Raw genomic sequence first — 13,800 nt, forward strand, 5'->3', positions numbered from 1 at the left:
CGTCAAATGATCATCCGAAGATAACAGTTTATTTTATATACCCCGATCATTTGGAAATCTAAATTAGTCTACTATATTTGTGGACTATTTCTTTTGTCTACCTTCATAAAACACCAAGATTATGTCCAGGAAGTTACATTTTGAGACCCTGCAGGTACATGCCGGGTATAGCCCCGACCCCACCACTAAATCGGCTGCGGTTCCTATTTACCAGACTACCTCTTATACCTTTGACAGTGCGGAGCATGCGGCGGACCTGTTTGAACTGAAACAGTTCGGCAATATATACACCCGCATTATGAACCCTACCACGGACGTATTTGAAAAAAGGGTGGCGGCGCTGGAAGGCGGCGTAGGCGCATTGGCCGTAGCATCCGGACAGGCTGCCCAGTTTATTGCGCTGCACAACATCCTGCTGCCGGGAGATAACTTCGTGACCTCCTCCTATCTGTATGGCGGCACCTACAACCAGTTTAAGGTCAGCTTCAAAAGAATAGGCGTAGAAGCCCGGTTTGCCGACCTAGATAACCCGGAGAGCTTTGAAAAACAGATAGACGAAAATACCAAAGCCATTTATGTGGAAACCATCGGTAACCCGGGCTTTGCTATTCCTGATTTCGAAAAGCTCGGCGCTATTGCGCGCAAGCATGACCTGCCGCTGATAGTAGACAATACCTTTGGCGCCGGCGGCTACCTGTGCCGGCCGCTGGAACATGGCGCAAACGTGGTAGTGGAAGCAGCCACCAAATGGATCGGCGGCCATGGCACCAGCATCGGCGGTATCATCGTAGACGGCGGCAATTACAACTGGGGCAACGGAAAGTTCAAACAATTCAGCGAACCCGATGATGCTTACCATGGCATGAAATTCTGGGAGGTATTTGGCTCCCACAGCCCGTTTGGTAATATCGCCTACATCATCCGCGCCCGTGTGACCGGCCTCCGTAGCTGGGGTCCTGCCCTGGCGCCACAGAATGCGTTCCTGTTCCTGCAGGGACTGGAAAGCCTGTCCCTGCGTGTACAACGTACGGTAGACAATGCCCTTCAGCTGGCACAATGGCTGGCCGAACAGCCGCAGGTGGAGTACGTAAACTACCCCGGCCTGCCAGGCAACAAATATCACGGCCTGGCGCAGAAATACCTGCAAAACGGCTTCGGTGGCGTACTGAGCTTTAAAATTAAAGGCGGCAAAGAAGCTGCTGACAAGTTCGTACAGTCGTTACAGTTAATATACCATCTGGCCAATGTAGGCGACAGCAAAACGCTGATCATTCACCCGGCCACTACCACTCACTCCCAGCTCAGCGAAGAGGAACAACGGGCCGCCGGCGTGGAACCGGGGCTGCTGCGTATATCCCTGGGTGTAGAACATATTGACGATATCAGGGAAGATATCAGACTGGCATTTGGCGCTTAATCGCCTTTGCCCAGCTTGATCTTAACCTTACCATCACTTCCTGAAACGGCGTGGAGATGCAGGATAATACCTTTCCTGCTTCTGCGCCGTTTTTCGGCTTTATCGGTGATAGCAGAGTCTTTGGCGGGGTTACGCAATGGAACGTCCAGGTTGATATTAGTTCCACCGGTAAGACCGTATACACCGTTCACGTCTATGTTCACTGCACTGGATGCGATGCGCATAGGCGGTATCAGGATTTTGTTTCCCTGTATCTGGAAGGTATTGCTGAGGTTTTCAATTGTAATACTGTCCAGCCGCCTGCGGCGGAACAAAAAGAGGCCGATGTCTTCGATGGGCCCGAAATTCACCAGGGCACCGTTTCGCAGGGTAAAGTTGACCGTACCATACAAGGAGTTTTTTGCCAGCGCGCCATTATCCAATACGTTCCCCTTTATATCTGCTTTGGCAGACACAATTCCCTTGAGATTGTTTGACTGCAGGCCGTCCAGCCCAAAATTATTGAACGCATAAAACAGTTGCGCGATATGCACATTGTTGACATTGGCGTTCATTTTGAAAGTATTGTTGTTACCCTGCTGATGTACGGTGCCCGACGCCTGGGCTGTGCCGCCGGCGTGCTGGAAGGCGATCTTGTTGAGCAACAGGTCTGATTCTGTCATGGCAATGAGCGCTGTCACATTCTGGGCAGTAAAATGTTCAAACACGATCTTGTCCAGTGCCACGTCCATTTTCACGTTGCTCGAAGCCAGCACTTTGTCCAGTTGTTCGCCTACCCTGCCTGCTGCTTTGGCTTTCGGCTTGTGGGCGGCTTTCTTTCCTTTACGGGTGGTCAGGAAACTTTTGAACTCATTAAGGTCCACCAGGGCGCTTCTGATCTTCCAATCCAGCTCTATCTTCTCCGGTGCGGTAAAGTACAGGTTCATCATATTGCGGATGGTGCCTTCCATCTGGAGCGCGCTTTTCCGGGATTGTATGCGGACATTGCGTACCAGCAGGTCCTGCCCGGTAAACTGCAACGTGGCGCTGCAATCGTGGAAAGTAAGGTCACGCGGGAGGTAAGTAAACCCGCCCCTTTGTATTTGCACCGTTCCTTCCAGGGCGGAAGGCGTATTGTCGGTTTTCAGTACCGGTCCGGTGTAATACAGGTCTGCCGAAGCCGTGCCTTCGCTGAACAACAGTGGCACATCACTGGCGGCGGTATTAAGGTGCGCCAGCGGGAACTGCGACCGGAAATGGCCACGCAACAGGGGTTGTTTGAGGTTCACCACGCGGATAGTATCAGCTTCCAGCGGCACCTGGCCCAGGGAAGCCTTCAGGCCAAAGATGTTCACCGCTGAGTTTTCATCAGTATGGCCGGCACCGGGTACCACTTCATTATTAAAGCGTCCGGAGAAACTGCAATTGTTCCATTCGCCCACGGCGGTCACCAGTGTGTTTTTCGTGGTTTTCCAGGTAACGACCACATGTGGCGTGTCCCGGAATTTCATATGTCCCTGCAGGTTAGCCTCCGCGTCCAGCGGCGCCGTGAGGTGGATGGTCGACAGTTTACCGGATATATTGGGTGACAGCCACGAACCCGCCTCCTGCAGCAATACCTGGTTAGCATTGATCTTCAGTCTGAATGGTGGCGGTTTCTCAGAGAAATCGAATACACCGGCTATCTGCACGGGCGTATTATCGATCTTTATCTGTTGTTCCGGTATGATCAACTGTTTGGTTGTCTTATTAAAAAACAGGGACAGGTCAAGTCCCAGGGTCCTGCCTTTCAGGTAACTGCCCTTGTTGGTATTGAATGAAAAATTGCGGGCCAGGATTTTAGAGCGCATGTCGAGGTGCATACCGGAATCCGTACTCTTCAGCTTGCCATCCATCTCCTGGACGTCCAGTTCAAAAAGTTTGAACTTCTGGCGGTTGTCTATTGTAAAAGTGATCTGGGAAAGCGCGATATTACTGACATCGGCGTCTTTGGAGGAGCCGTTCTTCCTGCCGCTTTTGCTGGCAATGAATGCTGAAGTGTTGCTATAACCGGTGCTGTCGGTATACAGGTAGATATTACCTTTTTCCAGGGCGATTTCTTTTACATCTACGTGTTTGCGTAACAGTGATAACGTGTTCACCCGTACGAAAATATAGTCCAGGTCCAACAGGGCATGATGATGTTGTTGCCAAAGGCTGTCCTGCACCTGTACTTTTTTCAGGGCGATAGACACGTTGGGGAAGCTTTTGAAGAGGGAGGGCTCCATATCTTCCACAGATAACTTTCCATTGATATTGTCATTGAGCTGGTCCGTAATCTGCTTCAGGAACGCAGCTTTATTGACTTTAATGTACAGTGCCAGGCCTACAGACAACAGTATGATCAGGGCGATGAGGCTTCCTCCTGCAATCAGCACAACTTTGAGCCATTTACGCATGTAATGGATGTTTTAAAGGGTATAACATTCGAACACGTAAACAGTTTACGAAAAATTCCGCTTTTACGGAAAATAAAAACGGCGAAGATTCCGTAGAACCTTCGCCGTTATATAGATTTTCAGCGTATTAGTCATCCAGCTTAAGTACGGCCAGGAAGGCTTCCTGCGGCACTTCCACGTTACCGATCTGGCGCATACGTTTTTTACCTTCTTTCTGTTTCTCCAGCAGTTTACGTTTACGGGAGATGTCACCGCCATAACATTTTGCGGTAACGTCCTTACGCATGGCGCTGATGTTTTCGCGGGCCAGGATTTTGGCGCCTACGGCAGCCTGGATGGCGATGAGGAACTGTTGGCGTGGCAACAGGTCTTTCAGCTTTTCGCAGAGCTTGCGGCCGAAGTCCTGTGCCCTGCTGCGGTGGATCAGCGCGCTCAGGGCATCCACCTTATCGCCGTTGAGCAGGATGTCCATTTTCACGATGTCGCTGTCACGGAAGCCAATTGGCGTATAGTCAAAAGAGGCATACCCGCGGGTCTGGCTCTTCAGTTTATCATAGAAGTCGAATACGATCTCGGTGAGCGGCAGTTCAAACATAAGCTCTACACGGGTGGTGGTCAGATAGCTCTGGTTGAGCAGGATACCACGTTTCCCGAGGCAGAGGGTCATGATGTTACCGATATATTCCGGTTTGGTGATGATCTGCGCGCGGATAAAAGGTTCTTCGATCCTTTCCAGTTTTGTAGGGTCCGGCATTTCGCTCGGGTTGTTCACGATCACCACGCCATCTCTGGTGGTATGGGCAATGAACCCTACGTTGGGCACGGTGGTGATCACCGTCTGGTTAAACTCCCTTTCGAGACGTTCCTGGATGATCTCCATGTGGAGCATGCCCAGGAAGCCGCAACGGAAGCCGAAGCCCAGCGCCTGAGACGTTTCCAGTTCGTAGGTCAGGGAGGCGTCGTTGAGCTGGAGTTTGTCCATACATTCGCGCAGCTCTTCGAAATCTTCGGTCACCACCGGGAAGATACCGGCAAATACCATTGGTTTTACCTCCTGGAAGCCTTTGATGCCTTCTTCGCAAGGGTTGCTGGCGAGGGTGATGGTATCCCCTACTTTTACTTCTTTTGCGCTTTTGATACCGGTGATGATATAACCCACGTCGCCGGCAAATACCTCCTTACGGGGTTCCAGTCCCAGTTTGAGGATACCTACTTCATCGGCTTCATATTCTTCCCCAGTATTAACGAATTTGATTTTATCTCCTTTTTTGATGGAACCGTTGTACACACGGAAGTAGGCGATGATGCCGCGGAAAGAGTTGAACACGCTGTCGAAGATGAGCGCCTGCAGCGGTGTGTCCAGGCTGCCTTTGGGGGCCGGGATACGGGTTACGATCGCTTCAAGGATTTCCTCGATGCCGATACCGGTTTTACCGGAAGCCAGCAGGATGTCTTCATCTTTTACACCGATCAGTTCAATGATCTGGTCTTTCACCTCTTCGATCATGGCGCCCGGCATATCAATTTTATTGATCACAGGGATGATTTCCAGATCGTTTTCCAGTGCGAGGTACAGGTTGGAGATGGTTTGGGCCTGGATACCCTGGGCAGCGTCTACCAGCAGCAGGGCGCCTTCGCAGGCAGCCAGCGCGCGGGACACTTCGTAGGAGAAATCCACGTGACCAGGGGTATCGATCAGGTTAAAGGTATATTTTTCGCCGTTTTTGGCGGTGTAATTCATTTGGATGGCGTGGCTCTTGATAGTGATGCCTTTCTCACGTTCCAGGTCCATGTCGTCCAGCACCTGCGCCTGCATGTCACGATCAGAGATCGTTTTGGTAAATTCCAATAATCGGTCAGCCAGGGTACTCTTACCGTGGTCAATATGGGCAATGATACAAAAATTGCGAATATTCTTCATATGTTGATTTACTGGCCTGTGGCGGCTAAAGTGCCGCATTAAACCTTTTCAGGCCGCAAAGGTATTAAAATTAGTTCATTAGTCAGCGGTTTCAGTCGATTATGTTTTGATAAACATGCTACATGCGGATTGTCAATTTTTCATATATTAGATATAAATCCCCCTGTGGGATATTATTTGATCTAAAACCTGATGATATGGACCTGACCGCACAATTTGAACAAGCTGCTGCTGAAAGCAAAACCCTCTCTGAGAAACCGTCCAATGAGATACTGCTGCAATTATACAGCCTTTACAAACAAGGTTCCACCGGTGATGTGGACACAGACCCTCCGGCCAATCCGTTCGACTTTGTAGCTAAAGCCAAACATGAAGCCTGGGCTGCGCTGAAAGGTAAGTCCAAAGAGGCTGCCATGCAGGAATACATTGATCTCGTAAAACGCCTGAAAGGCTGATTGCATTTTTGTTCCCAGGGCTAAAGCCCTGGGCTACGTTTTGTTTTAGATCTTTTCAAGGCAGCGCACCTAAGCTATGGTTAATTGCGGCATGGGAAAAACAGACCGCTGTGTAATCATAGCTCATTGCGTTCATCCCCCGCCATTATTTCAACGATGTTGCCCTACAACACCTTCACGTTATCCGAAGGATTTACATCGGCCACCCAGGTGCTTCCCAATGTTACTTTACTGATTTTTTTGGAAGAAGAGAACCCCAGCGTTACAGTTTTATTGCCTTTTTCCCAGCATTCGATGCTTTTATGCAGCTGCAGCGTTGTCTGGTCATCGAACAATACTGTCACGTCCACTGGTACGGGTTTGGTGCCTTTGGACAAGATGGTCACTTCCCATCGTTGTCCGTTACGGTTGACTTTTTCGATGGCCAGGTCCGGGTAGCCATCATCGAAGAACCAGCTTTTCCAGAACCAGTTCAGGTTCCTGCCGGAGCCGGTATTGATGCAGTTGAAGAAGTCATACGGCTGCGGATGTTTGCCGTTCCAGGTGCGGATATAATGATGCAGTGCTTTTAGAAAAAGGCTGTCGCCCAGCATATCTTTTACATAGAGATAGCCCAGAGCCGGTTTGGGATAGGAATTGGTCATGTAGGCGTCTGTCAGCTGGTTGGAAGGCGTCATGATAGGAAGGTCCTGGGCACGGCCTGCAATAGCGTTGTAATTGGGCATGCCGTAGTTGTCCACGATGGTGGAATCGATCATGGGAGAAATCAGCCACTCTCCTATGGTGGCCCAGCCTTCGTCCATCCAGGCGTAGATGGTTTCGTTGGTGCCCATATAAAAAGGGAACATGGTATGAAAGATCTCGTGATCAGTCAGCTCTATGGCGCCCGCTTTGCTGGATACCGGGTTGTCGTTTACCATCATGGGGTACTCCATCTGGTCCAGCCCGTCGAATATGGTGATATGCGGATAAGGGAACGGCCATTTCGGGAAACGATGGCTCATTTTATCGACGGTCATTGTTGCGTAGTCAATTACTTCAAAATAGTCCGGGTGTGTGGGATTGAAGGCTATATCCACCCGGGTGCGGCGTTTCGTGGACGGGTCCACTTCTACGCTGGCAGCTTTCCAGCAATAGTGGTTACTGGTGGCGAAAGCGAAATCCACCACATTGGAGGCTTCAAACCGCCAGGTATTGGAGCTTTTGCGGGGGGAAATATTTCCCTTCCGGATGTCTGAGCTGTCAATAATGTCGATGACCTCGTCACTTTTTTCAGCGCGGGCAATTCTTTTCAGGTAGGTATCGGTATACACTTCCTGTCCGTTTTTCAAGTCGCCGGTGGCCCATACCTGGTAATTGCCGGGTACGGTGACCGCTACACGAAAATCGCTGAAATCGTTATAGAACTCTGTCACGCCGTTGTAGGGCACCATGTCCCATCCGTTGATATCGTCATACACCGCTACTCTCGGGAAGAAGTAAGCAATAAAATAAGCGCCGGTATCTACTGTGCCTGTGCGGATATGCGTGTTTTCATTCAGTACATAGGAGAAGTCGAGGGAGATCTTTGCCTGTTGTCCCGGTGCGAGGTCGTCCACGTTCACCGGCATATTGGTTCCGGTGACGGCCGACACACTTCGGGCCGTACCATTGACTTTAAAATTTTTAATGGCCACCCCTTTGTGCAGGTCTTCCGCCGTCACCACCATATTACGGATGGCGCCATGCTGGAAGAGGTTGGCAAAAAGCTTAAAGTTCAGGAAACGTAGTGTGTCCGGGCTGTTGTTGGTATACACGATGGTTTCTGACCCAGACACCAGGTTGGTCGCAGGTTCAAACTTCACCTGGATATCGTAACTGGCTTTATTTTGCCAATAGCGCGGGCCCGGGGCTCCACTTTCGTTCCGTGTTTGTTTCTCATATGCCTGACGGATATTCCGTGGCATGAACAGGGATTGTGCTGTAACCTGTTGCCAGCCTGCCAGCAACAGTAAAAAAAGGAAACGCTTTGTCATTATACATCATTCATCATTCGTAAAGAGCCGCAAACTGAAGGGCTTGTTCTTCAAAAATAGGGATTTTCGCGATTCCCAGGGCTTAAGCCCTGGGCTACGATGTGTTTCAGTTTCTTTCAGGGTTGGGGCCTTTTAATTACAGGAGAGACCTGGTACCTGCACTTTTGAAGGGTGATTAAATAATCTGAATTGGATGCTGCAACCTTTGAGCGATAGTTATCTTTTAAGTTATCGCCATGAGTTGTTTGAGATACCAGCCCCACCCCTTATAAACCCATATTCGGAAAAAGCCATACACAACGTAGCCCAGGGCTTTAGCCCTGGGAGCAAAATGTGACGTCCAAAAGGCCGTCAAAATTCAAAGGCATTTTAACCATGAGGAATACTGTCCTGTTGCGGCCGCACGCTATCTGCCGGATGAGGCAGTATGGTACCGGTGCTGTCTTTTGTATGCGCGGTGGAGTCTGTGGCGGCGGGACCATCGCCACCGGCTTTTTTCACGGGTGCCGTAGGGGCAGTATTCCTCCGTTTGCTGTTGTATTCAGACACCACGCCCTGCCGTTCGAGGTCTTTCATTGTCTTTTTATCGAACAGGTATTTAGGATGTTTTTCGGGACGCAGCCCTTTGTCGAACTGCGCTTCCGCACCGATGGCGGGGGCGGTATAAATTTTTTGGGAGGAGTTACAAGCCCATAGCAGCCCTGAAAGCAGCCAGGCATATCGCATGGATCGCATGAAAAACCAGATAAAAGGTGAATGCAGGCAGGGACAAGGGGGACTCTTAAAAAACGGGAATCCGGCCTTTTTAGTATGATGTCGTATTTTGTAATTCAGAGAACGTGTATTAAATTTAACTTACATTCAGCGATTGTCATCCCCTTGTTTATTAATATTTTATATATTTAAGCCCTGTTTAGTATCATGATGAAACCCTCATCCCGGCTAAATTGAGAAAACAACCGTTATTATCAATACAACACTATGAAAGTAACTACAACCAGTTTTCCCAGCGTTTTTGAGACTGCCTTTGGGAACACCGAAAACTCGAGCAAGGATTTGCTCAACGGCTTGAAGATCAAAAAAGATGAAACCTGGTATCTGGTAGGCAACCTGGCCAAACGAGGAGGCATCAATCCCGGAAGGATTACCAATGCAGCTCCGACTGAAGAAGACTATGAAATCCTGTTCAAAGCGGCACTGCTGAATACCGCCGACAAAGTACAGCAACCCATTGCGCTCACTATGGGCTTCCCTTTTTCCACTTACAATGTCTACAAGACCGCCGCTGAGCAGTTCCTGAGCAAAAGGCATTTCCTCATCGACTATGATACGCAGACGTACAATACCAAAGGGTCTTTCAAAAAAGCGATGTTCGACATCGAAAAATATGAAGTCATCCCCGAGATCGTAGGCGGCATCATTGGCCTGAAAAAGACCATCAACGAACCGCAGTTGGACAATTTCATCGCTATCAGCTTCGGTTTCGGCACCATAGAAGGCGGCATGGCCACCGGCGACGGGCTGGTACACCGTACCTGCTTCAGCTCCCACGGTATCCGTTACGCTATCAACAACCTGACCCGTGAACTGAACCAGAAACATTACCTGGAGATGAAAAACGAACACCAGGTAGACGATGCCTTTATGAAAGGCTCCATTTTCACCAACCGTAAACGCATTGACCTGCGGGAGATGCGTAAAGGTGTACTGACACAGTATTACAAAGAAGTGGTATCTCCGCTGATGCGCAGCTACTTCACCGATCTGGACTTTGAAAGCTGCGAAAAAATATACCTGATGGGTGGCGGTGCTTACTATAAAGAACTGACCGATGCTTTCCAGGAAGAGTTCCGTGATTTTATTCCGGTAGAAGTGGCGCCCGATCCTGAAAAACTCATGAGTATTGGTTATCTTTATAACAGTCTTCGGATATCAGACAATAAACCTCAACGGAGCGTAGGCCTCGACCTTGGCAACTCCAGTTCTATTATCTCTACATTCGATGACGAGCATCAACCAGTCGTAAATAATCCCATAACCCTCTAATTTCTTTGTGTGATAAGTGTGAGACATTTTTTCCGAAACATTATTGTACCGGGAGCATTTCGTATCCCGAAAGAAGTATCCGTAAACGGCAGCATCGACGCTACGATTTCAGGACGGATTGACGGAAACGTAAAGGGTAATGTAAAAACGACCGGCAAACTGGTAGTGAGCGAAACTGCCAGCATTAAAGGGCATATTTACGCAGCCGACCTCGTTGTACACGGAAAAGTGTATGGAGACGTGTATATCAGCAACAAAGCGCATATTAGCAATAAAGCCTTCGTCAAGGGAGATGTGAATGCCATTGTCCTTGAACTGGAAGAGGGCGCGGTCGTGGAAGGAGCCATCCGTAAAAATGTGCTTCCCACGCCTAAAACGGAAACACCATCCGCTGTAGAACCACATCATTCTCCTGTGGCGGGAGAAACCCTTCCTGTTACTGCTGCCGCTGCAACTCCTGCCGCGTCGGCCGCCAACGAAGAAGAAGAACAAACCACCAGTTGGTTTTAACCATGTCCTGACTAAACAACGTATATACTTAAACGTTATTTGGAGAGGCTGCCCGCAAACGAGGCAGCCTCTTTTCTTTCAGGCATTATTGTTTTTTCAGTGGTGTCAGCAAATGTGTAAGGCCGTTCATTTTGATGACCAGCATCGTTTCCAGCATCATGCCCAGTTTCCCTTTGGGAAAGCCATTGCGCTGAAACCATTCCAGATAACTTACCGGCAAATCGCACAGTACAACGTCCTTATACTTCCCGAAGGGCATTTTCATGGTCACCAGTTGCTGCAATATCTCCGGGTTCGGTTGTGTCATCTCCATAAAATCAATTATAAAACAGGCAAGTTAGGCTTTTATCGTACTTCTTCGTAATTTGATTTCACTCAAACCAATTACCCTGCTATGAAAATGTACTGTACGTTTTTATCTCTTTTCCTGTTGGCGTCCTGTGTTCAGCCTGGAGGAAAAATCAGCCTGTCCAACCCTCATGTTCAGGTGGTAAAGGAAATGTTCGCTGCTTTTAATGAACACGACTGGCATAAGATGGCGGCCTGCTACGCCGATTCGGCGCGGTTCCTGGACCCCGAATCCGGTCCGGAAATGGTGACGCTCACCCGTTCCCAGCTGACTAAAAAATATCAGGGCCTCCATCAGTTGTTTCCTGATGTTCATGATGAGGTAAAAGAAATCTACGGCGATAAAAACCATATCATCGTTGAATTTGTTTCCAGCGCCACAGGCCGGGACGGCAAAAAATGGCAACTCCCCATTTGCGTGGTTTTTACCGTTGAAGATGGCAAGATCATCCAGGACCGTACCTATTATGACAACCAGCCTTCCAACTGACCCGCTACCGTTTTAGCAGCCCGTTGTTCTGCAATGCCTCCGCCACTTTTTTGGCATAGGCGGTCGCAAAAGATTCGAGGCTGTTGGGGTTATAGGTTTCTGACTGGCCGGACCACACCAGTTTCCCGTCCTGGGTAAGGTCGTACAAGTTGCTTTCCAGGAAATAAACCTTGTCAGTTGTATAGTATCCCGGTGAATACACAGAATTGTACATGTAGCCATAGTAACCCCAGAACCGGCCATACCAGCCATAGGCAGGATATGGCGCATACATCACGGAGCCGGGCACATAACGGGTTTCAGACTCCTTGTTGACCAGTGTCACGGTCAGCACCGCCTTGTAGCCGGCAGCTTCGATCTTGCCGGAAGCGTTTTTTACTGATTCTTCCTTTTTAGGGTCGAAGTTGGGCGGAAACAGATCGATGCTTTTCCCGGCCGTCACCCCGTGTTGCTGTAACTGTGCCACCAGTTTACCTTCCACGGTGGCGCGTGCTGTCTGGTTGGAGCTGAGGCCGGCCACCAGGATATTGTGGTAACCGCCTTGTTCAGCCGCCGGGTCTTTCCAGGTACCGGTCATATGAACGGAAGTGCCGCAAGCGGCTATAAACAGCGCTATCGCCAGCAGGGCAATATGTCCCCGGTAGCGGCGGCCAAAAGATGCAAATAATGTACACATAAGATTTTTTTTAACAATCCCCGGAAAAGGGGGTTTGTGTCTATATGGATAACATCCACAGCGTCAAAATGTTCAGCTTTAAACGCTACATATAGGCGTGAGCGTGAATGAATTATATAGTATTTTGAGCACCTTTTATTCAGAGAATAAACCGTACATTTATAACCTGGAGACCGCTATATGGAATACAAAGATCATGGAGAGCTAAAAACCCTCCTGTTGGTGGACGATGATACAGATGACCAGGAGCTTTTCAAACTGGCGCTGGCGGAACTGAATCATCCTGTGAAATGCCTCACCGCCGGCAACGGCCAGGAGGCACTGGACAATCTTTGTACCCGCGCTTACAAACCCGACCTTATTTTTCTGGACCTGAATATGCCGTTGATGAATGGTATCGTTTTCCTGGAGCGGATCAAGGATATTGAACACCTGAAAGATATCCCGGTGATTATTTACAGCACCAGTGATGAACCCCGGGAAATATCCACCGCCCGTTCCATGGGCGCCGTCGATTATATCACCAAACCAGCACGGTTTGACGACCTGTGTAAGTTATTGCAGATAGTATTGGCCAGAGGTACTTCTTCTTTACATTAACCCTCTTCTGTCCGGCGGGCGAAAGCCACCCGGTAAAATTCATACCCTTTTTCTTTTTCCCTTCCATTCAGATAAAGCGCCCGGTATTCATCGGCCCCGAGGTCTTTGGTGAGGGTGAACCCGAAACGCTGCAGGTAAGCAGCCAATGCGGACGGTTCAAAACCGAAAGTCCATTTTTCTTCCAGGTTAGCAACGTCTTTCAGTAGTTTTTCGGCGCCTGTAAAAGTCGCCGGATTGTCCAGCACTTCCTGGTGCACATAGGTGAAGATGACGTGAGATCCTGGCGGGAACCGTTGCAGAAAGGCAAAAGTACTGTCAATAGCTTCCGCGGTGAGGTAGTTGGTCACCCCTTCCCAGATGATGGCAGTGGGCACCGTAAAATCGAATTGATGCTGCGCCCCCAGCTGGTCAAGGCTCTGCCGGTTGAAATCTATCTGATAGTAGCGGATATGCCTGGGAATATGTTGCCTGCTGAGCCTTGACAGCTTGTATTTGGCCGTATTGGGATGGTCTATTTCGATGACCGGCATACCATGCAGAAACGGCAGCCGGAGGCCCCTGGTATCGAAGCCGGCCCCCAGGATCATGACCTGCCGGGCTCCTTTGCGGACGGCTTCCTCCAGTAACTCATCTATTAACCGGGTGCGGGCTATGCCGGAGGTATAGGCGCCGGGAATTTTTTTGCGGATAATATTTTCAACTACCTTACGAAAAACGCGCAGATGGCTCAACCATGCCGCCACCTTCAAACCGGGTGATAAAAAGAGGTGTGCATATTTATCCCTGAATACTCTTTTTTTTTCTGAACGGGTGGTTTCCATAGCACGGAATAGTGCCATATACTGCGCGGTTTTACTCGAGGCAGATTCCTTCATGGTTGTGTCTTTTTTGGAGAAAGACAATTT

13 protein-coding genes are annotated in these 13,800 nt (G+C 49.4%); 6 read left to right on the plus strand and 7 right to left on the minus strand.

Annotated elements, in window-relative coordinates; genetic code table 11:
• Nucleotides 1–121: 121 nt before the first annotated feature.
• A complete protein-coding gene (locus HGH92_RS28135; protein ID WP_168874141.1) occupies nucleotides 122–1,417 on the plus strand; it encodes an O-acetylhomoserine aminocarboxypropyltransferase/cysteine synthase family protein in 1,296 nt (431 codons plus the stop codon).
• Here the strand turns inward: HGH92_RS28135 and HGH92_RS28140 are convergent.
• The gene (locus tag HGH92_RS28140) at nucleotides 1,414–3,834 is read right to left on the minus strand and encodes an AsmA-like C-terminal region-containing protein (RefSeq protein WP_168874142.1); all 2,421 of its coding nucleotides are present in this window, start codon (nucleotides 3,832–3,834) and stop codon (nucleotides 1,414–1,416) included. The two genes, HGH92_RS28135 and HGH92_RS28140, sit on opposite strands and share 4 nt — an antisense overlap.
• A 127-nt stretch (nucleotides 3,835–3,961) precedes the next feature.
• Nucleotides 3,962–5,755 carry a translation elongation factor 4 gene (lepA, locus tag HGH92_RS28145; RefSeq protein ID WP_168874143.1) on the minus strand — a complete coding sequence of 598 codons (1,794 nt, stop codon included), beginning with the start codon at nucleotides 5,753–5,755 and terminating at the stop codon, nucleotides 3,962–3,964.
• Between the two features lie 197 nt (nucleotides 5,756–5,952).
• Here lepA and HGH92_RS28150 point away from each other — a divergent pair, with 197 nt between their 5' ends.
• A complete protein-coding gene (locus HGH92_RS28150) occupies nucleotides 5,953–6,210 on the plus strand; it encodes an acyl-CoA-binding protein (RefSeq protein WP_168803634.1) in 258 nt (85 codons plus the stop codon).
• A gap of 164 nt (nucleotides 6,211–6,374) precedes the next feature.
• Here HGH92_RS28150 and HGH92_RS28155 read toward each other — a convergent pair whose 3' ends face one another.
• On the minus strand, nucleotides 6,375–8,225 hold the full coding sequence (locus HGH92_RS28155) for a M1 family metallopeptidase (protein ID WP_168874144.1): 1,851 nt from the start codon (nucleotides 8,223–8,225) through the stop codon (nucleotides 6,375–6,377).
• A gap of 369 nt (nucleotides 8,226–8,594) precedes the next feature.
• A complete protein-coding gene (locus tag HGH92_RS28160) occupies nucleotides 8,595–8,960 on the minus strand; it encodes a hypothetical protein (RefSeq protein WP_168874145.1) in 366 nt (121 codons plus the stop codon).
• 246 nt (nucleotides 8,961–9,206) lie between these two features.
• On the opposite strand from HGH92_RS28160, the gene HGH92_RS28165 reads away from it, so the two are divergent.
• Nucleotides 9,207–10,271, plus strand: coding sequence for a ParM/StbA family protein (locus HGH92_RS28165; RefSeq protein ID WP_168874146.1), 1,065 nt, complete (start codon nucleotides 9,207–9,209; stop codon nucleotides 10,269–10,271).
• Nucleotides 10,272–10,289: 18 nt separating this feature from the next.
• The gene (locus HGH92_RS28170; protein ID WP_168874147.1) at nucleotides 10,290–10,781 is read left to right on the plus strand and encodes a polymer-forming cytoskeletal protein; all 492 of its coding nucleotides are present in this window, start codon (nucleotides 10,290–10,292) and stop codon (nucleotides 10,779–10,781) included.
• An 85-nt stretch (nucleotides 10,782–10,866) separates the two neighbouring features.
• Here the strand turns inward: HGH92_RS28170 and HGH92_RS28175 are convergent, their stop codons facing one another.
• Nucleotides 10,867–11,094 (minus strand): DUF3820 family protein, encoded by a 228-nt coding sequence (locus HGH92_RS28175; RefSeq protein WP_211092766.1) that lies wholly within the window; start codon nucleotides 11,092–11,094, stop codon nucleotides 10,867–10,869.
• 81 nt (nucleotides 11,095–11,175) lie between these two features.
• Here HGH92_RS28175 and HGH92_RS28180 point away from each other — a divergent pair, with 81 nt between their 5' ends.
• The gene (locus tag HGH92_RS28180) at nucleotides 11,176–11,619 is read left to right on the plus strand and encodes a nuclear transport factor 2 family protein (RefSeq protein ID WP_168874148.1); all 444 of its coding nucleotides are present in this window, start codon (nucleotides 11,176–11,178) and stop codon (nucleotides 11,617–11,619) included.
• A 4-nt stretch (nucleotides 11,620–11,623) separates the two neighbouring features.
• Here HGH92_RS28180 and HGH92_RS28185 read toward each other — a convergent pair whose 3' ends face one another.
• Entirely contained in the window at nucleotides 11,624–12,295 is a 672-nt protein-coding gene (locus tag HGH92_RS28185) for a DUF4136 domain-containing protein (RefSeq protein ID WP_168874149.1), read from the minus strand.
• A gap of 180 nt (nucleotides 12,296–12,475) precedes the next feature.
• On the opposite strand from HGH92_RS28185, the gene HGH92_RS28190 reads away from it, so the two are divergent.
• A complete protein-coding gene (locus HGH92_RS28190) occupies nucleotides 12,476–12,895 on the plus strand; it encodes a response regulator (protein ID WP_168874150.1) in 420 nt (139 codons plus the stop codon).
• Here the strand turns inward: HGH92_RS28190 and HGH92_RS28195 are convergent.
• Complete coding sequence (locus HGH92_RS28195; protein ID WP_168874151.1) at nucleotides 12,892–13,770, minus strand: class I SAM-dependent methyltransferase; 879 nt, start codon at nucleotides 13,768–13,770, stop codon at nucleotides 12,892–12,894. The two genes, HGH92_RS28190 and HGH92_RS28195, sit on opposite strands and share 4 nt — an antisense overlap.
• Between the last annotated feature and the right edge of the window lie 30 nt (nucleotides 13,771–13,800).

The organism is Chitinophaga varians (genome assembly GCF_012641275.1).
GTDB classification, from domain to species: Bacteria; Bacteroidota; Bacteroidia; order Chitinophagales; family Chitinophagaceae; genus Chitinophaga; species Chitinophaga varians_A.